Below are 25746 nucleotides of genomic sequence, written 5' to 3'. Positions count from 1 at the left end.
ACCTGACAGGCTTAATTCAATTTTTATGCCAAGTGGAGAATTTGTGATTTTATCGTTGAATATTTTTCCTGATAAAAAATAATAAAATCAAAATATTAGCCGCTATTATTTTTATATAAGTTGAAGATACATTGATAGGCATTAAATGCCTTTCCATCACTGGATATAGCCAGCACTTAGCAAGTAAAAATGCGAGATTAAAAGCCACACTGGTCAAATTAAGTGCGATTTTTTTTGTTTAAAATGAGCGATGAGAGTGCAAAAAATTTACCCAGAATTAAATTTTTAGGGCTTTCGGGATAAATTCTGCTTTAAAGCACCAAACGCTTTTGACAGGATGACCCAATCCTTGAGATGGATGGAGTAGAGGTAAAAGAATAAGAGAAAAAATAGAAAAGCAATACAAAAATAATTTGTATTACGATCAATATAATTCTGTTTGCATCAATGCGATATTTAAGAGGTACCAAAAAAAATGATGCACTGGGGCATCATTTTTTAAATATGCATAAGTTCAGCAATCAAACACTCAAATCAGCTAAATTACCTTTTTGCTCTAACCAGTCTTTACGATCACCTGACCTTTTTTTGGCAAGTAATTTATCCAGTAAGCCTGTTGTGTGATGCGTGTCGTCCAAATCCAACTGCACCAAACGGCGTGTATTTGGATCTAAGGTGGTTTCACGCAATTGACTGGCGTTCATTTCACCCAAACCTTTAAATCGAGTAATTTGCGGGTTTTTAGATTTAACTCTCTTTAAGATAGCTTCTAACTCTTCGTTATCAAGCGCGTAATAAACATCTTTGGCATCATCGATACGGAACAATGGTGGCATTGCAACATATAGGTGCCCAGCATCGACCATTGCAGGGAAATGCTTGACGAAGAGTGCACAAAGCAAGGTCGCGATATGTAAACCATCTGAATCGGCATCGGCAAGGATACAAATTTTGCCATAACGTAATTCGGAAAGATCATCACTGCCCGGATCTACACCGATTGCAATCGCAATATTATGCACTTCTTGAGAGGCCAACACCTCGTCAGAAGACACTTCCCAAGTATTTAAAATTTTCCCACGAATCGGCATGATCGCTTGGAAGTTTTTATCACGGGCTTGTTTTGCAGAACCACCGGCAGAGTCACCTTCGACGATAAACAGTTCCGATTCTTCAAGGGTATGACCCACACAATCTGATAGTTTTCCGGGCAAGGTAGGACCGGCAACAATCTTTTTACGTTCAACTTTTTTAGCTGCTTTTAAACGGCGACCCGCTTTCGCAATCACAATCTCAGCCAATTGCATGGCCACTTCAGAGTTTTGATTTAGCCAGAGCGCAAAAGCATCTTTGGCAATATTTAAAACAATGTTAGACGCTTCTCGGCTTGAAAGACGTTCTTTGGTTTGTCCTGAGAATTGTGGCTCTTGGAATTTAAGCGACAGAATATAATTGACCCCGTCCCAAACATCTTCAGCAGACAATTTGAGATTACGTGGCAACAAGTTCCGTAACTCACAAAACTCACGCATCGCATCGGTAACACCTGAGCGTAACCCGTTTACATGGGTTCCCCCTTGTGCCGTTGGGATCAAATTCACATAACTTTCCTGAATTTGTTCGCCACCCTCAGCATTCCAGCAAATTGCAAACTCAGCGCTGGCGCGTTCAGCTTCACCCGTTGCAACAAAGGCAGGATCTGGAATGATTTCACGATCTTGTAATTCATCCATCAAATAGTCGACGAGACCATTTTCAAACTGCCATTCAATTTTTTCGTCATTAATCTGGTCAATATAATTAATTTGTAGACCAGCAGCCAACACAGCTTTGGCTTTGAGATTATGTTTTAACGCTTTTAAAGCAAATTTAGGTGAGTCAAAATATTTCGCTTCTGGCCAAAAATGTACTGTTGTCCCCGTAGCACGTTTTGGCGCTTTACCTTCTAAAACCTCTAAAGGCGCAACAGGTTCACCATGTTCAAACGCCATTTTATAAAGATTACCGTGGCGTTGAACTTCAACTTCAACACGATCAGACAAGGCATTGACCACGGAAATCCCAACACCATGCAAACCGCCCGAAAACTGATAGTTATCGGTGCTAAATTTACCGCCTGCATGCAGTTTCGTTAGGATAATTTCAATCCCGCTTTGTCCGTATTCAGGGTGAATATCGACTGGCATACCACGACCATTGTCTTCGACCGACAACGAACCATCTTTATATACCGTGACAGTAATTTTATTGGCATGTCCTGCAAGTGCCTCATCGACAGCATTATCAATTACTTCTTGCGCCAAATGGTTTGGACGAGTGGTATCGGTATACATACCTGGACGGCGACGTACAGGATCTAGACCAGATAATACTTCAAGTGATTGGGCCGTATATTGAGACACGTTGAGTTTTTTCCTTTTATTTTACGGAGTATGATAAAAATTCCAGAATCATGGGTATTTTATCGGCAAAATCTTCCATCGCATGATTACCATGCATTTCTGTCATGATCAATGATGTATGTGGAGCTGCACTATAATACCGTTCAGCGTCACGATAATCTAAAACTTCATCACCTTGTTGTAATAAGACCAGTATTTTGTCTGCATCTTGTACAAATGGCACGGCAATCGCTTCCAAGTAGTCAAGTTGTAAACGATCTAAAGTCCATTGTTCATTGATCTTATAGGGAATCTGTTCAATTCCAAATAAGTTACGGAACAATTGCCATGGTCGCATAGCTGGATTAATTAAAACAGCAGGCACGCCATATTTTGCGACCAATTGTGTCGCATAAAAGCCACCAAAGCTACTCCCCACCAGTGCAACATCAGGCAATTTTTCAATGAGCGCTGAAATTTGATCTAAAACCAGTTGCGGATGTTGGTTTAAATCAGGCAAATGCACACTATGCGATGAATAGCATCGACAGTAATCATCTAGTTGTTGCCCTTTTATTGATAAAGGACTACTTTTAAAACCATGTAAATAAATAATATTCATTGAAAATAGTTTGCTTTTTTACCACCAATGTTTTAATTTTTAATGTGATTCAAATCACATTATTGTTTTAATTTGTATATGTCGGGATATTGTCCGACAAAAAACTAAAACTTAATCGCAATTATCGGTATTTTAAATAGCGTTCAGGATGAACAAGATAAGATGATTGCCTAGGGATTTATACATTGATCTAAAGCAAAAATAAAGTCTTTGTTCCAGATCAATATGGATGAGGAAATAACCATGCCAAGCTTAACCCCTTTACACGAAACCTATTGTAAGTGGGATCGTTCGCCTCCAAGTCAGGCCGACGTATTAGAGGGTTTAGCACAGTTAGTCAGTACGCCGCTCAGTGGTATGGTTCAAGACTTCATCCAATCAATCCAACGTGAAATGTTGCTGAGTATTTTTGGCTTAAGTAAACAAAAAGCCAAACGATTTCAATCCCGTCCGATTGTCGATAAATTCTATCAATTTGGTTATCACGCATTGCAAAATTATGGTAGCCACCTGATTGCCCCGATTTTACGTAAAACCATTGAACGTTTCCCAAATTTACATGATAAGCCATTGACCTCTCACATGACTTTTTTGGTCAGCGTTTTAAATGGCGTATTGGGCGATTATTTATTAGCAACTCATAATCCGCTCGCACTGTCACCTGTACTCTATGATCATTATGGTTCATTACAGCAAGGCGACTTGGCTGGTCGTGTGGTGATTTTCTCTCACGGTTTATGTATGAATTATCAAGACTGGACCAATCGTAACAATGGCGGTATCGGTGAGAAACTCTTGGCTCAACGTGATCACAACACCATGTTGTATTTTCACTACAATACTGGACGTAGAATTTCAGCCAATGGACGTTCATTGGCAAATCTTTTAGAAGATTTAATCAAACGCAACCCTCGCATTACCAGCATTGATTTAATTGGCCACAGTATGGGCGGCTTGGTTTCTCGCAGTGCGCTGTTCTATGGCAAACAAAACATGCACCAGTGGTTCCACATGGTTGAGAATCTGGTTTGTATTGGCTCCCCGCATCATGGTGCGTTATTAGAGCGTTTTGGATTTGCCATGCAAGAGAAAGTGGGGAATTTCCCGATTGTTAAAATGATCAGCCATATCGTCAATATCCGCAGTAACGGTATCTTAGACTTGCGTTATGGAAGTGTTCGAGATGATGACTGGGAGCATAACAATGCCCGTATTGGTTTGATGGATGACAACCGTAAACCAGCTCCGCTACCGTCGCATATCAATACCTTTTTAATTGCAGGCACGCTGGAATTTGAAAACCGCAAAAATCGCACCTTAAAAGTGATTGGCGACTATCTGGTCAGTGTTAAAAGTGCCTTGGGTGAACACCCGAACCCACGCTTTCAGTTAAAATTACCTGAATCGCATAAAGCTGTGTTTTATGGCTTAAACCATCTTGAGATTCAATATCATCCTTTGGTTTCGGAACAAATTGCCAAATGGTTTTATCCGCACCATGATGAATTGGCAGAAGAACAAATTCGCAAATATTTGATTAAATTAGAAAGTATGCAAGGGATTGTTGAAACCTAATCGTAAAAAAGCGGATTTTCAATCCGTTTTTTTCTGCTATTTCACTTCAATTTGATAAGACTTGTTCTGCTTCGGATCAATCATGTCACCATATTCATCAAAGTTTGATTTTTCTGCACATTGTGTATCGATCAATAAGCGTTGATTTTTTGCTATAAAGCCTTGTTTTAACTCACAAGTCCAAGCTTTATTATAAAATTTTTGGCTGAGCTTTTTGCCTGTTAAATCAAATTGCGTCACCCCAATCAGCGACTGGGCAAGCGTTCTTGCTGGATGGCTCTGCGACACAGACAATACATAGTATCTGCCGCCGTGTAATTGACAGTCTTCGATTCGACTTGAAAAATAATCTGGATCGACAATAAATTTTTTAAATGGCTGAGCGCCCAATTTGATATAGGAAACATCGGCTGGAATGGTGTCATCAAATTCAGATTTAAACTGACAAGATACATCTTTTCTGACCACATTGTTGGCTGGTTTTGCAGAGACTTGTGCTGTAGCCAAACAGACCAGTATGCCGATCCCGGCTAAATTTATTTTATGATTCATGGTTTTGCTTGATTTATAAGTAAATGAAGTTTATATGAAAAAAGAGCCAGTTTAGACTGGCTCTTGATGTTTTAAATTAGTACTTTCTAAATAACTGCCATAGACTGATCAATGCCAATACACTGAAAAACAGTAATGACCAAACAGGTAAAGACTGTCCTAAGAAAGTCCAATCGACCATGGCACATTCGCCAGAACCCTTAAGCACATTTTCAAACACAGCCTTTAAAGGCAAAGTGTTGACCCAATAGTCTAGACCGGGACCACAACTTGGAACCTGATCTTTGGGTAGGTTCTGTAGCCACACATGACGAGCGGCAACACCAACTGACCAAGAAATCGCAGCTAAACCCAAAAAGCTATAAATGCGTTTAAATACATTTGTTTTTGGGTTATGCAAAAAGGCAATCAGTGAAATTAGCCCTAGACCAATCAATCCAATACGCTGAAATACGCATAGTGGACATGGCTCAAGCCCTTGTACATGCTCTAAATAGAGCGCAAATGACATACCAATCACACTTGCCAAAAATAAAAGACCACTTACGAAGCGATAACTACGCCATTGCATGGAACTTCCTCATTATTTAATCTATGTTTTATCTAAATTTACTCAGATAATCCTCGAAACTTATACTTGTATTTTGTTCAAGTTGCTGTTGTTCTGCGAGAGATGTTCGAGTAAGCCCCTCAAAATACGCTAAAGTTTCCGAACTTAATACATGTTGTTCGTAACTTTGAATATGTTGATTGGCCATATAGCCACCAAAATTCCATGTGCCACCCTGCTCTACAGTATCGGCAATCACATGCGCTGATAGTGTTTCATCAACGTCATCAATACGTGTTTGCATCACCGTCAACGCTTGGCGATATAAATCTGTTGCATAGGATTGGTTGAGTAGATCTGCAAGTGGTTGCATGGCGGTAACATGCTGTTGAATCCATTCAAGTAATGGATATTCAACACCCGCTTCAATGATTTTCGCATTTGGTGCACGACCACAATTGACCACTTCAGCTTGGTTTTGCTCAATAATATCTTGTTCTTCATCCCATAGATCTGGGCTTTCTTTAAGCAAGCAATACAACGCAACCACTTCCAAGAAGCCTGCTGTATCTTCATCGATGCCAATCGCACTGTATGGATTTACATCTACCGCGCGTAATTCGACATAGCCAATCCCACGATTTGACAAGGCCTGAGATGGCGTTTCCCCTGCTTGTGGCACTTGTTTTGGGCGGACTAAGCTGTAGTATTCATTTTCAATTTGTAAGACGTGATCATTAATTTGAATCGGCTGACCATTGGCATCGTTTAAACCTAAATGACTAAACTGTGCATAAGGTGAATTAACCGCTTTTTGTAATTCAGCCACATAACTTTCTAAATTGTTGTAATGAATACCCAATTGTTTTTGTGCAGAATTTTGATAACCAAAACGCCCCATACGCAATGCTGTGGCATAAGGTAGAAACAATGTGCCTTTGATTAAAGGCAACAATTGATGCTCACGCCCTGTCATAAAGCATTTACAGACTGAAGGACTGGCACCCACCAAATACATCACGAGAGGAGTTAAACGAATAAAGTTACGAATTAATCCAAGATAACGATGACTGCGATAATCTTGCAGGCTTAATGCTTTAAGCGCTTCATTGCTTTCGTGTTGTTGTAATTGTTCAAATAACGCATCTGGGAAAGACACATTGTAATGCACACCCGAAATCGTCTGCATACGGCGACCATAACGAATGCCTAGACCATGACGGTATAAGGTTTTGAATTGACCAATATTGGATGTGCCATATTGCGCCAAACGGATATTTTCTTCTTTGTCATCCAGCATACATGGCATGGACAAAGTCCATAGCTTTTCACCATTTTCTAAATGACGATGCACAACAGCATGGACATCTGTTAAAAAGCTTAACGCTTCAGGAATGCTTTCTTTGGGGGGTGTAATAAACTCCATCAAAGCTTCTGAATAATCTGTGGTGATATGCGGATGTGTTAGGGCAGAGCCTAAAGACTGAGGATGATCAGCCTGTGATAAAAAGCCATTACTTTGCATACGCAGGCTTTCACGTTCAATGCCACGTAACATGCCTCTGAATAAGGTAGAATCCACCCAATTTGGTACTAAAGATTGGGAAATCGTTTCGGGTTGACTCATACTTACTCGCTTATCTTAAAGAATTTTTTAAAATAAAATGTTTTGATGCGCGCAGTATAACGTTATTTATCGATATACACGTATAAGCATCGTTGTTTTAAATGAATTATTCACTTTATTTCGGAAAAGTTTTTAACACAAACTGCCTCTACAAGACATCTAAAATTTGTGATTTTATAGAAAAATTACCACTAAAGAATTGTAACTACTATGAATTATCAAGAAATTATCGATTTTTGGTTTAGTGAAGAAACTCAGCCATTTTGGTTCGCGAAAAGTGACGCATTCGATCAAACTTTGCACCAGAGATTTGCACATACCTTGGATCAAGCCAAACATTGTGAGCTATGGACTTGGCGTACGACAGCAGAAGGTCGCTTGGCTGAAATTATTGTTTTAGATCAATTCTCGCGTAATTTGTATCGAGATCATGCTGAATCTTTTGCACAAGATGCCTTGGCACTTGCACTATCACAAGAAGCAATTCAGCTGAATTTAGATCAACAATTAAGCCCCGAACAGCGTTCATTCCTGTATATGCCATTTATGCATAGTGAATCAAAAATTATCCATACCCAAGCTTTACAGCTTTTTGAACAGTTGGGCAATCCACTCAATTTAGATTTTGAGAAAAAGCATAAAGTGATTATTGATCGTTTTGGGCGTTATCCTCACCGTAATCAAATTTTAGGGCGAAGCTCAACTGCAGAAGAAATTGAGTTTTTAAAACAGCCGAATAGTCATTTTTAATCCTATTCATTTTTTATCTAATTGGCTTATGCAGAAGCATTTTGCATAAGCTGTTTGACCAGCGCATCTAAAACATATCAGTCAATAAGAAACAGCAAGCGTTAGAAAACATAGCTGTGTTTAATAATGGTATTTTCAATCATTTCAGCATGTATGGACTTTAACTGCTGTCCATGCGAGTCAGAACTTGGAAATAGCGGTATGCCCTTTCCAAGAAGAACAGGCATGATAAAAACCTCTAAAGTATTGAGCAGCTTCTGTTCAATAAAGGTATTCTGCAATTGTGTTCCACCGACAATCCAGACATTGCCGTTATAATTCTGTTTAAGATGCTCAACAAGTTCATCCACAGCTAAGTTCCAGCGCGTAAGCGAGGCATGAGTTAAAGCTAAATTAGGATTAGAAGTAACAATAAATCCTTTCTGATTTGGATAAGGCCAAGCCTCCCCAAAAGAACAAATCACCTCATAGGTTTTACGCCCCATAATCACGATATCGATATCTTGGATAAAATCATCATATCCACAGTCAATACTTTGAAATGGCGCTAAAAAAGCTACAGAACCATCTAGTGTTGCGATATAACCGTCTGCGCTTGTTGCAATATAGCCTTTAATTTGAATACTCATTTAACTCTCTCAACAGCGTTCACTCTCAACAGTCTTCATTTTTTATCATGGATTAAATACGCATAATACTGGGCTTATTGTTTAAATTTTACGTGAACAGTCATTTATCTTAATGGGTATCATCCTGAATTAACAAAATTCTTCTTGAAATTCATTGTCAGTCCATCAATTTAGAACAATATACTGAGGATTATAAATTCATTAAATTCCATCCAAAAGAATGGAAAGGAGAGACACATGAACAAAGTACTCATTGGTCTGACTATTGCAGTGGCACTCACCATCACAGGTTGTGCGACAACACCAAGCAAACCACGAACCTTTGACCAGCTTGGGCAATACACTACGGTTTCACTTAACGATCATAGCTATCGCATCAGCTTCCAAGGCAATAGCAATATGAGTTTTGGAACAGCTGAAGAAATTAATCTTGTTAAAGCCGCACAAACAACGCTTTTAAATGGATTTACGTACTTTAAGGTTTTAGATGACCCAAGTAATCGTACTCAGCAACCGCCTCGTAAAGCAGTAGTTTACCCATCATCAAACTACTATCCATATGGTTGGGGCTATCGTCGTCATCCAGTGTTCTGGAATGACCCATTTTATGATATGCCACAAGTGGTGACCATTGACCCTGTGCAAATTTCCTATACGATAGAATGTTATAAAGATAAAAAGTCATCGCCAAATGATGCATTTGACGCTCGTCTGATTTTGCAATCTTTAGGACAAAAATATGGTGTTAGTCCGACAGGACAAGTACTGCAACCACAGCCTGATGCGGTAACATCAACGAAATAAAAATGCAGAAATCGATTTAGGAAAATGAATGAGCGGAATTGAACAAAGTGAAGTTCTCAATGAAATTCCAAACTTAGATCGAAGCAAACGCTTTGCGACCATTGCCTTGGTGGTGGCTGTTGTCGCGTGGTTTGCTTTGATCATTTCCGCCAAACTCATGCCTGAGTATGCTTGGTTTATTCATATTCTCATGCTAGGTGCTGAAGCTGGCGTGGTCGGTGGCTTAGCCGATTGGTATGCGATTACTGTGTTGTTTCGTAATCCCTTTGGGAAAATTCCCATTCCTAAATTCCTCAAAGATCACACCGAAATCATTCCACGTAATAAAGCACGTATTGCGGAATCGATGGGTAAATTTGTCCAAGAAAATTTTCTCTCCCCACAAATTGTTGAACGTAGTTTAAAAAGTATTGATCTTAGTTTTGCTGTGGGTCAATGGCTGGCCAATCCTAAAAATAACGGTCAAGTGGTGGATGTGATTCAGCAAACGGTTCCGAAAATTTTCGAATTTGTCGGGCAGGACCAAATTGGACGCTTTATTCAAAATAACAGTGTGCAATGGGTTCGAAATACTCGCATGAACCAATTGGCAAGTGAAATGTTGCGTGCGGTTTTAGAAAATGATTTCCATCAAGATGTATTACAACGTGGACTAGATATTGCCCATGAATGGATGATGACCCATCCTGAAAAAACCCGTGAAATCACTCAAACCATGTTTAAAGAGCTTGGTGTTTCACGCCTTGCCAAGGGTGCCAGCTGGATTGGGATTGATGTTGAGCAACGGACCATTGATTCAGTGATTGAAAAAGTGGAATCCATGCTTGCTGATCAAGAACATCCTATTCGTCAAAAAATTGAGGAAGCTGCACATGAGCTTATGTTGCAACTCGCAGATAACAATAGTCATGCCAGCATAAGTTTAAATGAAACCAAGAATGCCCTTTTAGACAGCGAACCAGTACTCAACTTTATTACTGGTGCTGTGGTGATTTTATGTGATGCGGTTAAAACTGACTTGCTTAAATCAGACTCGGGTATTGCCATGAATTTACGAATCGCCATTCAACAGCTTGGTGAAAACTTGATGCAAAATCAGTCTGTACGAGAATTACTAAATGATCGAATCAGCGGAATTGCCATCAATTTAAGTGACCAATATAGTGAGAAAGTGATTAAGTTTATTAGTCAACGTATTCATGAGTGGGATTCAACCGAAATGATCGCCAAGATTGAAAATGAGGTAGGCGGTGATTTACATATGATCCGTGTCAATGGTGTTGTGGTGGGCGCATTTATTGGTCTAAGTTTAGGTGTGATTCGTGCTGTGATTGATTTTGCGATTTGAGAATATAAGGCTTTAAATGATGCAACAAAGGTTGAAGATTCAACGGAAGTGATTCGTACTACTTCGGCAAAAAGTAAAACATCACAGAAGAATGGTTATAAATCAAATTTTACCTGATGACATGCTAAAAGAATGAAGAAATCATTCTTAACTTTTTAGGATTAAAACCATGAATTATTTTGCAAAGGATCCCTTCTAGGTAATGTTACCTAGGAGGAACCGTGAAAAATCTAAAATATCAATATCAAAACTCTATAAAAAGGAACCCTGATGATTGCTTTTCGAAGCGTTATCCAAATATTAAAAGCCTTTATTATAAAGCATTTAGTACACACCAAGAGAGAAGTTTTTATTTTCTACATATAATTGAATATAAAGACTATCCTCTTAAGATTCGTGTTGCACGTGGTAACGGCTTGGCTCAAGCTTGGGATGATTTACCAACCTATGTCTATAAAGTTGCCAAAAGTTGGAAGCATAACGCCAAAAGAAAGCATCAGTATTACAAAGAGCATGAGCAACAATAAAAAATGGGAGTCTAGCTCCCATTTTTTAGCACTGCACTTTTATCAATTTAAATGCTGTATCAATCAATCGCATAATTGATGGTCACGACAACCCGCGCAATTTTATTAACGGTGGCTTTGTCATAAGCACCACCATAATCGCTATCATCATCAGAACCACTTTCAGGTAAAATATAAAACGCACCCTGACTTGCAGAACGCATCGCACCGACTTTTACCCCACCGACTTTTGCAAACTCATTGGCACGACTATGCGCATTTTTAGTTGCATTGGCGATCAATGACATTTTTATTTCTTCTAGATTCGACACCAAATACTGCGGTTTTTGCTCGATGGATATGCCTTTTTCATCTAATAAATACGCATCTTTTGCGGCTTTCTCAATCTTTTGAATATCACGACTATTTATCACTAGTGATTGCATCGCAGTATAGCCTCTAAACTCGCGGGTAAATTTCCCCTCGCCTTGATTCACTTCTTCATAATAGGGTTGAGAACTTTTATTGCCCAGTTTCATTTCTGTTGCCTTAAACCCGTGTTCAACAAAGAAATCTTGTAGTGCTTTTACTTCTTGATCTAACAATTGATAGGCGGCTGAAACACTGTCTGAAGCACGACTGGTTTGCAGATGAATCTCCCAGCGCGCTAGATCTGCTTGAATGGGTTTTTCAGCCAACCCTTTGACCACTATTGAATTTTTTTCACCATTAAACTGCTTAAGTGCATAGCCCATGACACTTGCTGAGATAATGAATCCTAAACTTAGAATGAGTGCAAAGACCCATAAAGTTTTATATGTGATTGATTTATTTTCCATTATTGTAGTATCGCTAAAATTATTATAAATAAGTTATAGTAAGGATCCTACAACAAGTCAACCTACTTTGATCCTATAAACAACATTGCGTTATAGTTTGCGTCATCTATAAAGACTGACCACGCCTTATAAAAATCAGAATAATTCATCTAATCATCATATGAAATCTACATGATCTGATTCAGCGCTTAAAATCACTGCTAAAGTGCGTTTAAGCCATCTAAAATTGCTCTGAAACGAATGAATAAAATTTCAGTTTAGATCTTGTGGGCTTAAAAATGAAAAATTTAGCAATCATCTTATCGATAATTTTACTTCTCACTCTTTTGTAGTTCTATTTAGTTAATCTTACGCATCATACTCGGTGATATACCATAATGTTTTCTAAACTCACGTGAGAATTTCGACATATCATCAAATCCACATTGATAGGCAATTTGATTAATTTTATGCGTATGTTCATTGGTCTGTATCAACATCTTCTTGGCTAATTGCAAACGACTTTGCATCACATAACGGCCAAATGTGGTTTCATTCTGTTGAAAAAGTTTACTGATATATCGCGAACTAATACGAAGATCTTGGGCAATATCATGAATACTCAGCCCACTATTGTCTAAATGCTCCAGAATTAAATGCTTGACCTGTACGAGCATGCTGTGGCTACTGGATCGAGGCGTTTTGTCTTTGACCTGATCGAGAACCACATAATGCAGTAAATCAAAAAACTTATGCAGTACCACCTGCTGAAGTTCTGTTGAAGCCTGCTCAGGGAACCAAAATAAATCATGTGCGTAATTTAATAATAAAATTTTCAGTGGATGCCCATCACCAAAAGCATGACCACACAACTGATCAGGTCGCCCAAAATACTGTTGAAATTGTTCACGCGGGAACATGAGCACTAGTTGATTGAATTGTCCATTCAAATACAAATCATACGGCTGCTGGGTATCATGAAAAATAAATTGCCCTTTGCTAAGGCATTGTTCACGACCATGATATTGAACACCCATTTGGCCTTCTATCAGGAAGATAAATAAAATCTCATCATGATGACTATGTCTAATATTGGAGGCATGCCGTTCAACATGTTGACCATAGCCTTTGATTTCAACCAGTTGAATATTGCCTATATGTTTTGCAGACAAAGTACCAAAAAAGCCATCCTGTACAGAAGCATTACAGGTCAATGGTACAAATACTTGACTAATCGCATCCTGCCAATAATCACGTTGCAGCTTATTTTTGACACGCCTTGTGTCATAGTTAAACATCATTGTCTCTCTTATTCTTAGACGCTAATGCAATAAAGCTAATCCGTTTAGCATAATTTGTAAACCTTCAACTCAACGTCCCCTAACCTTGAGATCAAGCACAAATTATCTCTTTTAAATTTGGAATCATTTTTGGATTTTTAGTTCCGTATAGATCTATTTTTTGTTCCTGCTCAGCATACCCCCTGATCAATCTTTGGTTTTATAACCAAAAGTGCAATATTGCTTAGTTATTGAGAAAGGATCACTCATGAAAACTTCAATTAAAGTCGCTTGTGTACAAGCGGTTCCTGCATTTCTCGACTTACAAGGAAGCGTAGACAAAACCATCAAAATTATTGCCGAAGCAGCAGAAAAAGGGGTTGAACTTATCGCCTTTCCAGAGACTTGGATTCCTGGCTATCCATGGTTTTTATGGCTAGATTCTCCCGCTGCAAATATGCCGTGGGTATATCAATACCATCTCAACTCACTTGAACTAAACAGTGACCAAGCCAAACAAATTGCGGATGCTGCAAAAAAACATAATATGCATGTGGTTTTAGGCTTGAGTGAGCGTGATCATGGCAGTCTGTATATTTCCCAATGGATTATTGATCATCATGGTGAAACCATCGCTGTTCGTCGAAAATTAAAAGCCACTCATGTAGAGCGGACTTTATTTGGTGAAGGTGATGGTAGTTCTCTGCAAGTCTATGACACTGTACTTGGTCGCATTGGGGCGCTGTGCTGCTGGGAACATTTACAGCCTTTAAACCGTTATGCAATGTATTCGCAGCACGAACAAATCCATATCGCAGCATGGCCTAGTTTTAGCTTATATACGGATATGACTGCCGCACTCGGCGCAGAAGTCAACAATGCTGCTTCACGTCTGTATGCAGCTGAAGGACAATGTTTTGTGCTTGCATCTTGTGCGATGGTTTCTCAGGAAATGGTTGACGCTTTATGTACCGATGAGACCAAGAAAAAATTACTAAAAACTGGTGGCGGTGCATCACGAATTTATGGCCCTGATGGCGGTGATCTCGCCACTCCACTTGCCGAAGATGAAGAAGGTCTGTTAATCGCTGACATTGATCTTAATCATATTATTTTTGCTAAAAATGCGGCAGATCCTGTAGGGCATTATTCTCGTCCAGATGTTTTTCAGTTGGTCTTTAATGCTCAACATAAACCCAACGTGATTTATTCAGCACCCGCTGTACGTTCCTCTATAGAGCCAACAAATATTGATGTGACAGCAGAATTGGAGGTTGAAGGAGAATAAGTGAGGATTTGCTATTTTTGGTTGTGAAGGCGAACTCAATCTTGGTCAATTTTTAATTAAGGAAGGTTCTATAAGGGCCTTTCTTTAATAGAGGGCTCTTATGTGAAATGTTAAAAAAATGCTTCTCTAAAATAGAATCAAAAATCAATATTGAAACACTTCTACTCTTTCCTCTCCTATTTTGAAGCCTATCACTAACAAATTTGGTTAAAAATTACACTCTCAAGTCTTATTTTATGATACATTAGTGTATATACAAATTTGAATGTTTTATATGAAACAATCTTTTGAATGGGATGAGGTTAAAAATCAAAAGAATCAACGTAAACATGATATTTCCTTTGAAGTTGCAACGTTAGTCTTTGATGACCCTCTACGAATTGAACAGCAGGAAAGGTTTGTTGATGGTGAAGAACGTTGGCAAACTATAGGTATGATTCATGGTGTATTGCTTGTATTGGTTGCCCATACCATTAGGCTAGAAGATGACACTGAAATCATTCGTTTAATCAGTGCTAGAGATGCCACTAAAGCGGAGATTAGAAAATATGAGCATGGTTAGATATACAAAAGAAGAACTTAATGAAAAGTTCAAAGACAAACGTGAAGCAGAAATCCAACGTTTAGTTGCAAGAGGCAAAATCTCTGATGAACAAATAGACCTTTCTGATATTCCTGAAATTACTGACTGGAGTAATGCTGCCCGTCATGGGAAGTTTTATCGCCCAGTGAAACAACAAACCTCTATTCGTCTGGATGCAGATGTTCTTGCATGGTTTAAAGCACAAGGGAAAGGCTATCAAACACGTATGAATGAGATTCTTCGTGATGCGATGCTAAAAGAGTTAAAGAATCATCAATAAATATTTTAAATCGGTATTTTTGAAAGTGATGTAATGATCGAATTTATGAGATAGCATGACTTTAAGTGATCGATATAGTGAAATAGCTAGTAAATCTTTAGATTATTTATAATTAGTATTAATACGAAAAGTCTGACAGAGTGTCGGACTTTTTATTGTCTATAATTTTAGATTTTGATTAAAAAAGCGTGGAACGTGAAAAATCAAACAAAAGCCGTTCCAGTGCACTGAATTATGGAACGGCTTTGGCTAAGATATTAATGCGAAAAGGAAAACTTTAAGTATTTCGTATAAGGTGTATTATGGTAATTTTAGAAAATATTAAAAATTATATAGTTTTCCAATGTCTAGTCCTGAAATAGGTTGACACTTATTTCACACAAACGCTCGATGAACTTCATCGGGCGTTTTGTATTTTAGTGACATATGCGGTCTACGAATATTATAAATTTTTATGGACTCTGCAACCATTCGTTTAGCGTCTTCAAGACTCTTTGGTTTATGAAGTAAATATTTATTCTTCAATATACCATTCACTCTTTCAGCTAAAGCATTTTGATATGAGAAACACTGTTTCGTAAGATACCCATCTGTCATAGAACATCGAATATTATGTTTTTGATGTAATTCCTGATATTTCTTTGAACAATATTGGATACCTCGATCTGAATGATGAATCAATGAGGATTGTGGGGCTTTACGTTCCTTTAATGCTTTGATATATGCTTGGCTAACAGCTTCTGCACCTAAATTGTCATCTACATGATAACCCACTATTTTTCTAGACCAAGCATCGGTTATTAGACTCAGATAGGCCTCTCCTGTTTCTAGTGGAAGATAGGTTATATCTGCAACCCAGAGCTGCTCCGGTTTCTGCGGTATCACTTGCTCAATTCCAAACTTAATCAAGTTAGGATGCTTGTGAAAACGATGATGACTATTCGTTGTCTTATGATAGGCGCGTTTAGGTTGTACTAATAAACGATGATCTCTGAGTAAATCAAACAACCGATCTCTACCAATTTTGATACCCATTATCGTGTTCAGTAAATAGTGATACTAAAACCTACCGTCTGCTTTTCTTTGATTGCTTGCCTTGTGGCTTTTTTGTGGTGCTCACTCCGTAATCTCGTTCGAGTATGTTTATGATAGTTTCAAATAACTCAGCCTTTCTTTTTGTTTCATATAATTGCTGCTCAAGCTCTTTGATTCTTTGTTCTGGTGTTAGCGGTAAAGGATCAGACATTTGTTTTTCTCCATGACGAAATGGGGTGCCTTGACTCCAATCTAATCTACCATGCTTCCTCAACCAAACTAAAACGGTAGCACAACCTTGAATGCCATATCTGTCTTGAGCTTGTTTATAAGTCATTTCACCTTTTTCAACTTGATCTACGACTGATAATTTAAAAGCTAAGCTGTAATCTCTTTGTGTTCTTTTAACTATTGTTTTCATTACACTCTCCAAATTTAAGTTTAGAAAGTGTCAACCTTATCTAGGATGGGACACAATATTAAAAAAGAAGCCTCTATCGTAGAGGCTTCTTTTAATTAGTCCTTATCTGGTAATCTCATTTCTATTTGATTTAATGACTCCTCAGAGAGAACCAAATTTGCAGTGTCTACCACACTATAGTTATCAACGGTTTCTACATAGTTCTCAATTATTCCAGTATAAAAAGCATTTTGCTTAATATCAAAAGCAACAGTACCGAATCCTGAAATATCGCCACTTAAACGGAAACCTTCATAATATCCATTGATATCTATAAGATAATCAGCACTAAAATCTTCTGATTGAACTGTTAGTAATTCATAGTATTCATCTTCAAAGGTTAAAGTAGCTGGTAATGAGATTTGAGGGCGATAACATTTTTTTAATTTTCTCATGATATTCCCCCTTACATATACAAATTAAAGTTGATAAGAGCTTGGAACTCACTAGGATAACCTTGATATTTTGACATATCATCATTTAAAAATATTCTATTTTGTGGTTCCAAACTACTACTAAAATTTGCAATCCAGAAAATATTAAATATTAAAATATAGTCATCATTTATTTGTTTACTAAAGGCCTCTGTAATATTTACTTTTGCCCAATTATCGATAGCTTGATCATAATAACGATGAAGAATAGGTAAGCTAAATAACTTAAGCCAATCATTACCGTTAATAGCCTGAACATACATTGCACTTATAGAACTTTTATAAGATGGTTTTTTAAATAGTGTTGAGTTTGCAGGATGAACTCGGACTTCACCCATCATCAACATTTCTTGAGGTGCTAACCGGCGGAAATCAGCACAAGGGGCATGAATATTAATAAATTCAATAAGTTTTACAGTGAATTCGATTGATTTAGACAAATATTGTGCTTTAACTTTTGGGTTAAGCTTTAAATAAAGCTTTTCAATACGTTGTCGAGCCAATTGATCATCAGATCTTAGCTGTACATCAGGATTAGTTTTAAGCGAGGCATAGGATTTTTGACCTAATGCTGCTGAAAATATCTCATAAAATTGCTGATGCGATGGATAGTTGATATTTACTGGCAATAAATTATAAGTATGACCAATTTTAACAATAGTAGATGCAAAATCTACTTGGCATTTTAATATATCAAAACGCATGATTAAGTCCTTGATAATATGTTTTTTAGTATGAGTTTAAATAAAAAACGAAAGAACTTAATTAATGTTAAGTACTTTATAAAACAGCCATGATTCTGATCTCATACAGACAAGGTTCACGCAGACCAAAGTAAATCAAAATAATTGATTTACATTCTTTGCATTACATAGAATGAAGAACACCTATAATCTATATATTAAGCTAATAAAAGTCAAATACGGTTTTCTACTAAAATTGACCACTCTATTTAACATAATGGGCGTTATGCGAAGTCAAACATTACCCTTATTATCAATATAATAGGAGCTATAAAGCAAAAATCCCAACTCAACATCCCCCATATATTGTGTAACTAAAAATTACGCCCATCGAAAACCTAACTTCATCAATCTTGAAAACCCATCGCCCCTAACCAATAGATTACTTAATCCTATTCAGCTCACTAAAACGACCTGCTAAACTGCCACCAACCCATTTATAAAATCAGTCTGGTCATGATCGAAATCCACTCCAAACTCCCTGCTCAAGGCGTCACCATTTTTAGCATCATGACCGCTATGGCACATCGTCTTAACGCCCTTAACTTGTCACAAGGTTTTCCGGACTTTGATACACCACCTGCGTTGCTACAAGCACTGAGCCAAGCAACGTTGGACGGTTTTAACCAATACGCTGCTGGCGATGGTTTATTCGCGCTAAGAGAACAACTGGCGCAACTGTTTTTAAAACGTGATCAATTACAACTTGATCCAGTCACAGAAATCACCATCACCCCGGGGGCAACGATCGGGATTTTTAGTGCAATACAAGCCATCATTCATCAAGACGATGAAGTGATTATTTTTGATCCAAGCTATGACAGCTATGCACCAAGCGTGCAATTGGTCGGTGGTAAAGCCATTCATATCCCACTCAATGCGCCTGAGTTTTCCGTGGATTGGAATCAAGTCAAATCTGCAATTACAGATAAAACCCGTATGGTAATTGTAAATACTCCACACAATCCAACTGGGGCGATTTGGTCTAAACAAGACTGGTTAAATTTAATTGAACTGATTCAAGATAAAAATATTATTGTGCTTTCAGACGAAGTCTATGAGCATTTGATTTTTGACGGTGAAAAACATTATTCAGCATTGTCATTTCCAGAGCTCAGAGATCGTAGTTTTGTGGTCGGTTCTTTTGGTAAGACCTTTCATGTGACAGGATGGAAAACAGGTTATTGCATTGCAACACCAGCGCTTATGAAAGTATTCCGTCAAATTTATCAATTTGCCAACTTCTGTGGCGTAACCCCCGTGCAAATGGCACTTGCTAATTTTATGCAACAGCATCCTGAACATATTGATGGGCTATCAAGCTTCTATCAGCAAAAGCGTGACCTGTTTATTTCAGGTATTGCGAATTCAAAATTCAGTTTAATTCCCTCTCAAGGTACATTCTTTCAAAATGTCGACTACAGCCAAATTCGCCCAGATTTAAATGATGTAGAGATGTGTAAATTCTTAGCGGAAGAACATAAAATTGTGGCGATTCCAGTTTCTGTTTTTTATAAGCAAGCCCCTAAAAACTTACGTTTAGTGCGTTTTTGTTTTGCTAAAAAGGAACAAACTTTAATTCAGGCCTGTGAAATTTTAAATCAAATTTAATCCCGATCCATACAGATCATCTTTTTAAAATTAAAGCCTGAGTTACTGAAATACTCAGGCTTTTTACTCAGCGTTTGTTATATTATCAATAAGATAAAGACACTCGAAATAGACAGTAGAATAAAAGATGCCAGCTCGTCCCGATATGCTTCACCAACCCAAGTTCTGGAAGGTTTTTTTAATCTTCCTCGGCCCACTGATTCTAACCAATATTCTGCAAAATCTATCTGGAACAATTAATACCATTTTTGTTGGGCAGATGCTCGGTGTAGAAGCGATTGCCGCAATTTCGGTATTTTTTCCGATTCTATTTTTATTGCTGGCTTTTGTGATTGGTCTATCTACAGGCGCAACTGTGCTGGTTGGGCAAGCGTGGGGCGCCAAAGATATCGAAAAAGTGCGTACCATTGTTGGCGCATTGTTATTTATGACCCTGATTGGTGGATCAATCATTGCCTTTTTAGGGGTGTTTTTTGCCAAAGAAATTCTATTGCTTTTGGGTATAGATCCCAAAATCATGCATCTTGCACTGCCCTATGTTCAATGGATGTTAATGAGTAGCCCTTTTCTATTCATCTATATCACCTACACCTCTATTTTACGTGGTGTGGGTGACAGTACTACACCATTGATGGCATCAAGTCTGACGATCATTGTGGGCGTCATTGTAACGCCAGCCTTGATTGGCGGTTATTTTGGTCTACCTAAGCTCGGCATTATTGCTCCAGCGATTGCCAGTGGCTTAGGCTTTATTTCGACCTTAGCTTTTCTCTATATCTATTTGAATAAAAAAGATCATGCTTTAAGACCAGATTCAGCGTTAATCCAGCATATCCGCTATCACCCACAATTTAGTCGCAGTATTTTGCGTTTGGGCGTGCCGACAGGTATTCAAATGGTGACCAACTCGGTCGCAGGTCTGGTGGTGATTGGACTGGTTAACCAACATGGTGCACATGCAACAGCGGCCTATGGCGCCGTCAACCAAGTGCTCAACTATATCCAATTCCCTGCTTTGTCGATTGCCATTGCAGGTTCCATCTTCGCCGCTCAAGCCATTGGTGCTGGGAAATCTGAACTGCTGGCAAAAGTGACGCGTACAGCGCTGCTGAGTAATATCGTGATTACAGGCTCATTGGTACTCTTGGCCTATATTTGTTCAAAATATTTGATGGCGCTGTTTATTACAGATCCATCGGTGATTGAATTGGGTCAACAATTATTATTTATCGTGTTGTGGTCGATTATATTCTTTGGTGCCAGTGCAATTTTTGCCTCAATCATGCGGGCCAGCGGAACCGTAACTGTTCCTATGATTTTTAATATTTTATCCATCCTGCTCATTGAAGTTCCATGTGCTTATTTATTTAGTCAGTGGTTTGGTTTACAAGGCATTTGGTATGCGCTTGCACTGACCTTTTTCAGCTTATGCTTAATGCAAGGTTTGTATTACCAATTTGTTTGGAAAAAGAAAACGATTGAGATCTTAATTTAAATGCATCGGCACTTTGCCCATACATTTAAATCAATAATGTTGAGCTTTATCGAGATGATTTTAATCCTTTCGATAAAGCTCAATTACTTTAAGCTCCGACTGCCCTAATAACTTGCTTTTATTACGCTCAAACACTTGTTGAATTGCTGGATCATTCGGATCAAAGACTAAGGCTTGCGGTAAAATTTGCTGCTCATTGAGATAGCTTTCAGCAAATAAGATTAAAATTTTTCCATTTTCCAGCAGTTCAATTTTCTGAGGTTTGGCAGGTAGTTTAAATGCAACCTTTTGGCTATTTTCTTGCGTTTGGTCAACAAGATTCAGTAGATAAATATCTAAATCTTGTTGATCTAGGGCACTATTTAACTGATTGAATCGGTTAAAATTGGCTTTCTCAGCATAATACAAATATTGATCACCTAAATAACTCATTAAAATAGGTATGCTTCTGGTGTAGATCTCTCGATAAGTATAGCGATTGTCTTCTTGCTCATCTTGATTTGTAGATGGTTCATCTTGGACGTTAATTACACTTACAATATCTGCAACACGTCGATCATAAATCCCAATTTGGTTTTCCGAATCTTGATAAAACTCAACCACTGAACGATACGCATCAACGGAATAGAGAACTTTTTCAGGTACATCAAAATTGAGTTCAAAAAAACTCAGATCCGCAGTATTCATATAAATATAAGGATGATTTGCCCAATCACCTAAAATACGAATACTTTTTTGCTCTGGTTCAAAGACCATATCGATTTCACGACAAAAGTGTTCCTGATAATTTGCTGGCAATGCGGCTGTGGTGATTTTGCCTGATTTCAACTGGATGCGTGAAATACTGTTCCCTACACCATTGTAAACATATAGATTTTCACCCTGTTTATCCAATAATAGTTTGCGTGGATAACGTTCAACTTTAAATTTTTGCAATACCTGTTTGGTCTTTAAATCGATTGCAAAAACTTGGTCATAATCCAAAGATGCCACATACATGATTTGGCCATCACGGCTTAACACCACATCGGTTGCACCGACACCTCGGCACATGTTGTGCATACAACCAGTTTCATCATCAGCTAAAGCATATTGGTAAAGCAGTTCCTCTTTGAATGAAACAAGATTAAATCGATAGACTGCATTTTTCTCTGTTTCTGTATAGTAAAGATTGTCCCCATATCGACGATAATCTCCCATTGCATTCATATTGGATAAAATAACGGTTTGCTGTGGGACAGCTTCCAAAAAGACCTGACTCTCATAGAATTTTTGAATCTTGATCTTTTGTTCATGACAATCATGGATGTACTGTTGCTTGGTTTTCCCCAAGTAGCTTCCAATATCAAGCTGCTCTTCACCATTCCACAGATAGTTACAATATTGACTGGCCTGTTGTAAATCACTGATCTGATTTTGCTGTGGCGAGGGTGCTGAACTTTGACCCTGTCCTGAAGGGATGGCAGCCATGATCGCTTTCACTCTTTTTATATTCTGTTCTGACTGTGCAGCTTGTTGGAATTTTTTGGCATTAGGTTGTATGGGCTTCAAGATCATAGCTATCTAATACACTATAGGTCGCTTTAAATGCATCATAGCCTTGCAGTTGGGCTGATAAATAGTGCCCAATCAACGCCACTTTTCGATTCAATACGTCGATATTTTTTTCATGCTGCTTTTTTACCCGTTTAGACACAATTGTTGCAAACTCATCCACCTGATCTTGGTACTTGTCAATCATTTGGGTTAATAGAACGAGCTGTTTCTTCTGCGCTTCTTGAATGTCATTCATATCATGTAATGCAGATCGATAAGTACTGGCCTGATCTTCATCCAATAAAGGATAAGGTTGATCAAATCGAATGTTATCAACAATGCTACGATTAAAATGCACAACCGGTTTTAATTCTTCCTGAACTTGATCAAGCAATTGATAAATAATGGTTAAATCTGAATATAACATCGCATCCAATTTAGAAAGATCAGGATCTATTTTGCGTAATTGTTCTTGGTGAATAGCTGTTTGATATAAGTCTAGATATTGCACAGAACGATCAAAATATTGTGACCAAAATTTTCTATATTTATAATCTGCTAAGAAACCTGAATATAACCGATCATCCTCATCCTCTTTGATATATTGTGGGTAGAGTCGTTCTATTTCTGCTCTATAAAGCTCTGTATTTTCTGCCGTATCATGACTTGAATGGTCTTGTACACCAGCGACACTGTCTAAAATACTGGCATTCTCTTGATCAGTAGCAGCATAGGTTAAATGTGAGGCGAATAAAATCATACCTATACTTAGGCTTAAAATGGCTTTCTTCATAAAATGCTCAATTCAAATTATCTTTATAATAAAAATAAAAATTTAATATTTTCTGATCTATTCTAACAAATTATTGTATCAATCCCAATCCGCAGAATATTAATGAATTTAAAGCATGCTGATTTTTATTTTCAATTGATTCGATTATTTCACAATATCTAAAATGAAAAAACCGTCAGCTTGACGGTTTTTTCATTTTATAAATCAATTATTTTGGTTCTAGCTTTTTACTAAACTTGGTCGCAAAACCTGTAATTTTTTGATATCCAGTCGGTAAAATACGCTGAATTAAATCTAAGGTTTTTGCATCATTTCCAATAAGTAAACGACGTTTGTCTTTTAGTACAGCATCCAACATTTGTTGAGCAGCATCTTCTGGTGGCATACGCAATAGTTTATTAAATGCTTTTGCTGATTTGTCAGGGTTCATTCCTAAAGAACGTAAACTGTCATTCATACGCGCATCATTTGCAATATTGGTACGAATGCCGCCTGGATGGACACATAGTGCCGATATACCACACTTTTCGATATCTAATTCTTGACGTAATGATTCAGTAAAACCACGTACTGCAAATTTAGATGCATTATATGCAGACTGGGTCGGTTGCGCGGTTAAACCAAACAAGCTCGAAATGTTGATGATATGCCCATCACCTGTTTTCTTGATATAAGGCAAAAATTCTTTTGTTCCGTATACAACGCCCCAGAAATTGATATCCATGATCCATTCTAGTTCGTCATAAGATGCACCTTCTACGGTAGAACCTAAAGCTACACCAGCATTGTTAAAAATCATGTTTACAGAACCATGATTTTGCACTGTGTCCGCAGCCCAAGCTCGCATTTCTTCAACTTTGGCAACATTCACTTTCTTTGAGGTCACACGAACATTATACGGTTTGACCAGTTCAACGGTTTCAGCTAAACCTTTTTCATTCACATCACTAATGGATAAATGACAACCTGCTTTTGCCAATAAAATAGCAAGTTGTTGTCCCATACCAGAGCCAGCACCAGTAATTGCAGCGACTTTGTTTTTAAAATTTTTCATTGTCTATCCTTTTTTAAACCCGCACAAAGCATTCAGAGTGATGTGCAGCTCACTTGCTCAATATAATTTTGACAATCATTATTGTCAATATTATATTATGATTTAGCCGATGTTTTTTTATACAAAAATTCTAGAATAGGTTTCAATGGCTTTTATTGCTAAAATAAGCGCTTCTTTGTGACAATCAAATATGACACGAGTAATTTTTTACAATGAATGAGCCACTTTCCACTGAAAAGAAAACTATAAATAAAGCTGCCAAAGAGCGTCAATTTAAAGGCATGTCCTTATCTGAGCGGAAACTTGCACGTCGAGAAAAGTTAATCGAAGCAGGGATTGAAGCTTATGGTACGCATGGCTTTTTTTCTGTCACCGTCAAAGATATTTGTAATGAAGCCAAGCTGACTGAACGTTATTTTTATGAGTCCTTCAAAAAAAGTGAAGAACTGTTCCAAGTCATATTTCTACAACTGATTGAACAATTACAACAAACCGTGATGCAAGGCGTCATGCAAGCAGCACCTGATCCTAAAAATATGATTCGTGGTGGCTTAACTGCAATCTTTACCATGTTAAAAAATGATCCACGTGTGGCGCGTATTATTTATATCGATGCCATGCTGGTTCAAGAACTGCATAATCATGCCACGATCCATGAAACGATGGGCCGTTTCGACCGATTAATTCACTCCTTTGTCACGCTGATGATGCCGCATATTAAACGCAGTGAACAAGAAATTTCCTTGGTTGCCACAGGTTTAAATGGCTATGTGACTCAAATTGCGGTTCGCTGGGTCATGGGTGGGTTTAAACAATCGCTAGAAGAAATTGTCTCAGCATGTGAAATTGTATTTATATCGCTGATTGATTCATTTTCATCTAAATAAGCTTTTTAGCTTGAACAACCCTGTCATAAAATCGTCACAAAACTGGCAAATAGCGCATTTTGATGTTCAGTTGAAATGAATTTCTTTCCTCAAAACTGACCATTT

Annotated in this window: 24 protein-coding genes and 1 pseudogene; 11 read left to right on the top strand and 14 right to left on the bottom strand. The window is 37.9% G+C overall.

The features are described from left to right. Positions 1 to 521 precede the first annotated feature (521 nt). Both parE and AC07U8_RS00645 read right to left on the bottom strand, forming a co-directional pair. The gene (gene parE, locus AC07U8_RS00650) at positions 522 to 2402 is read right to left on the bottom strand and encodes a DNA topoisomerase IV subunit B (RefSeq protein ID WP_004718669.1); all 1881 of its coding nucleotides are present in this window, start codon (positions 2400 to 2402) and stop codon (positions 522 to 524) included. Positions 2403 to 2418: 16 nt separating this feature from the next. Then, on the bottom strand, positions 2419 to 3003 hold the full coding sequence (locus AC07U8_RS00645; protein ID WP_151802402.1) for a YqiA/YcfP family alpha/beta fold hydrolase: 585 nt from the start codon (positions 3001 to 3003) through the stop codon (positions 2419 to 2421). Positions 3004 to 3246: 243 nt separating this feature from the next. Here AC07U8_RS00645 and AC07U8_RS00640 point away from each other — a divergent pair, with 243 nt between their 5' ends. Continuing rightward, a complete protein-coding gene (locus AC07U8_RS00640) occupies positions 3247 to 4578 on the top strand; it encodes a PGAP1-like alpha/beta domain-containing protein (RefSeq protein ID WP_004818342.1) in 1332 nt (443 codons plus the stop codon). Positions 4579 to 4614: 36 nt separating this feature from the next. On the opposite strand, the gene AC07U8_RS00635 is transcribed toward AC07U8_RS00640, so the two are convergent. The 3 genes from AC07U8_RS00635 to gshA all read right to left on the bottom strand — a co-directional run bounded on the left by AC07U8_RS00635 (position 4615) and on the right by gshA (position 7307). Further along, a complete protein-coding gene (locus AC07U8_RS00635; protein ID WP_151802403.1) occupies positions 4615 to 5130 on the bottom strand; it encodes a hypothetical protein in 516 nt (171 codons plus the stop codon). A gap of 76 nt (positions 5131 to 5206) precedes the next feature. Next, complete coding sequence (locus AC07U8_RS00630; protein ID WP_004718679.1) at positions 5207 to 5701, bottom strand: disulfide bond formation protein B; 495 nt, start codon at positions 5699 to 5701, stop codon at positions 5207 to 5209. A gap of 28 nt (positions 5702 to 5729) precedes the next feature. Then, positions 5730 to 7307 (bottom strand): glutamate--cysteine ligase, encoded by a 1578-nt coding sequence (gshA, locus tag AC07U8_RS00625; protein WP_494737116.1) that lies wholly within the window; start codon positions 7305 to 7307, stop codon positions 5730 to 5732. 210 nt (positions 7308 to 7517) lie between these two features. Between gshA and AC07U8_RS00620 the strand changes: the two genes are divergently transcribed. Next, on the top strand, positions 7518 to 8057 hold the full coding sequence (locus AC07U8_RS00620) for a DUF924 family protein (RefSeq protein WP_494737115.1): 540 nt from the start codon (positions 7518 to 7520) through the stop codon (positions 8055 to 8057). A 101-nt stretch (positions 8058 to 8158) separates the two neighbouring features. Here the strand turns inward: AC07U8_RS00620 and AC07U8_RS00615 are convergent, their stop codons facing one another. Beyond that, complete coding sequence (locus tag AC07U8_RS00615) at positions 8159 to 8686, bottom strand: dihydrofolate reductase family protein (protein WP_494737114.1); 528 nt, start codon at positions 8684 to 8686, stop codon at positions 8159 to 8161. A gap of 237 nt (positions 8687 to 8923) precedes the next feature. On the opposite strand from AC07U8_RS00615, the gene AC07U8_RS00610 reads away from it, so the two are divergent. The 3 genes from AC07U8_RS00610 (at position 8924) to AC07U8_RS00600 (ending at position 11365) form a co-directional block, all read left to right on the top strand. Then, entirely contained in the window at positions 8924 to 9490 is a 567-nt protein-coding gene (locus AC07U8_RS00610; RefSeq protein ID WP_315076771.1) for a CC0125/CC1285 family lipoprotein, read from the top strand. A 28-nt stretch (positions 9491 to 9518) separates the two neighbouring features. Further along, a complete protein-coding gene (locus AC07U8_RS00605) occupies positions 9519 to 10838 on the top strand; it encodes a DUF445 domain-containing protein (RefSeq protein ID WP_315076774.1) in 1320 nt (439 codons plus the stop codon). Positions 10839 to 11059: 221 nt separating this feature from the next. Further along, positions 11060 to 11365, top strand: a complete 306-nt coding sequence (locus AC07U8_RS00600; RefSeq protein ID WP_004718691.1) for a hypothetical protein — start codon at positions 11060 to 11062, stop codon at positions 11363 to 11365. A gap of 59 nt (positions 11366 to 11424) precedes the next feature. Here AC07U8_RS00600 and AC07U8_RS00595 read toward each other — a convergent pair whose 3' ends face one another. Together AC07U8_RS00595 and AC07U8_RS00590 are read right to left on the bottom strand one after the other, a co-directional pair. After that, positions 11425 to 12183, bottom strand: a complete 759-nt coding sequence (locus AC07U8_RS00595; protein WP_315076779.1) for an SIMPL domain-containing protein — start codon at positions 12181 to 12183, stop codon at positions 11425 to 11427. A 338-nt stretch (positions 12184 to 12521) separates the two neighbouring features. Next, the gene (locus AC07U8_RS00590; protein ID WP_315076782.1) at positions 12522 to 13463 is read right to left on the bottom strand and encodes an AraC family transcriptional regulator; all 942 of its coding nucleotides are present in this window, start codon (positions 13461 to 13463) and stop codon (positions 12522 to 12524) included. A 247-nt stretch (positions 13464 to 13710) separates the two neighbouring features. Between AC07U8_RS00590 and AC07U8_RS00585 the strand changes: the two genes are divergently transcribed. The 3 genes from AC07U8_RS00585 (at position 13711) to AC07U8_RS00575 (ending at position 15593) form a co-directional block, all read left to right on the top strand. After that, positions 13711 to 14730: a carbon-nitrogen hydrolase family protein gene (locus AC07U8_RS00585; protein ID WP_494737113.1), complete on the top strand. Its 1020-nt coding sequence runs from the start codon at positions 13711 to 13713 to the stop codon at positions 14728 to 14730. Positions 14731 to 15004: 274 nt separating this feature from the next. After that, positions 15005 to 15292, top strand: coding sequence for a BrnT family toxin (locus tag AC07U8_RS00580; RefSeq protein ID WP_151802409.1), 288 nt, complete (start codon positions 15005 to 15007; stop codon positions 15290 to 15292). Then, on the top strand, positions 15279 to 15593 hold the full coding sequence (locus AC07U8_RS00575; RefSeq protein WP_151802410.1) for a BrnA antitoxin family protein: 315 nt from the start codon (positions 15279 to 15281) through the stop codon (positions 15591 to 15593). The genes AC07U8_RS00580 and AC07U8_RS00575 overlap by 14 nt, the downstream gene beginning before the upstream one ends. A gap of 375 nt (positions 15594 to 15968) precedes the next feature. On the opposite strand, the pseudogene AC07U8_RS00570 reads toward AC07U8_RS00575, so the two are convergent. The 3 genes and pseudogenes from AC07U8_RS00570 to AC07U8_RS00560 form a co-directional block, all read right to left on the bottom strand. After that, a pseudogene (locus AC07U8_RS00570) lies at positions 15969 to 17049 on the bottom strand (IS3 family transposase). Between the two features lie 95 nt (positions 17050 to 17144). Further along, positions 17145 to 17483: a hypothetical protein gene (locus AC07U8_RS00565; RefSeq protein ID WP_151801849.1), complete on the bottom strand. Its 339-nt coding sequence runs from the start codon at positions 17481 to 17483 to the stop codon at positions 17145 to 17147. Between the two features lie 11 nt (positions 17484 to 17494). Next, positions 17495 to 18226: a hypothetical protein gene (locus AC07U8_RS00560; RefSeq protein ID WP_151801850.1), complete on the bottom strand. Its 732-nt coding sequence runs from the start codon at positions 18224 to 18226 to the stop codon at positions 17495 to 17497. A gap of 495 nt (positions 18227 to 18721) precedes the next feature. Here AC07U8_RS00560 and AC07U8_RS00555 point away from each other — a divergent pair, with 495 nt between their 5' ends. Beyond that, positions 18722 to 19876, top strand: coding sequence for a methionine aminotransferase (locus AC07U8_RS00555; protein ID WP_096732530.1), 1155 nt, complete (start codon positions 18722 to 18724; stop codon positions 19874 to 19876). A gap of 127 nt (positions 19877 to 20003) precedes the next feature. Beyond that, a complete protein-coding gene (locus tag AC07U8_RS00550; RefSeq protein ID WP_004718718.1) occupies positions 20004 to 21371 on the top strand; it encodes an MATE family efflux transporter in 1368 nt (455 codons plus the stop codon). Between the two features lie 60 nt (positions 21372 to 21431). Here AC07U8_RS00550 and AC07U8_RS00545 read toward each other — a convergent pair whose 3' ends face one another. The 3 genes from AC07U8_RS00545 to AC07U8_RS00535 form a co-directional block, all read right to left on the bottom strand. Next, positions 21432 to 22922, bottom strand: a complete 1491-nt coding sequence (locus tag AC07U8_RS00545; protein ID WP_494737112.1) for a YncE family protein — start codon at positions 22920 to 22922, stop codon at positions 21432 to 21434. Beyond that, complete coding sequence (locus AC07U8_RS00540; protein WP_494737111.1) at positions 22903 to 23700, bottom strand: hypothetical protein; 798 nt, start codon at positions 23698 to 23700, stop codon at positions 22903 to 22905. The genes AC07U8_RS00545 and AC07U8_RS00540 overlap by 20 nt, the downstream gene beginning before the upstream one ends. Before the next feature lie 208 nt (positions 23701 to 23908). Next, positions 23909 to 24754, bottom strand: a complete 846-nt coding sequence (locus AC07U8_RS00535) for an SDR family NAD(P)-dependent oxidoreductase (protein WP_494737110.1) — start codon at positions 24752 to 24754, stop codon at positions 23909 to 23911. 212 nt (positions 24755 to 24966) lie between these two features. On the opposite strand from AC07U8_RS00535, the gene AC07U8_RS00530 reads away from it, so the two are divergent. After that, positions 24967 to 25641: a TetR/AcrR family transcriptional regulator gene (locus AC07U8_RS00530; RefSeq protein WP_446083997.1), complete on the top strand. Its 675-nt coding sequence runs from the start codon at positions 24967 to 24969 to the stop codon at positions 25639 to 25641. The last annotated feature ends 105 nt before the right edge of the window (positions 25642 to 25746 follow it).

It is taken from the genome of Acinetobacter sp. GW821-FHT01E09, from assembly GCF_059422385.1.
Note: the sequence above shows the minus strand (reverse complement) of the source record. Positions and strands in the feature narration are given on the sequence as shown.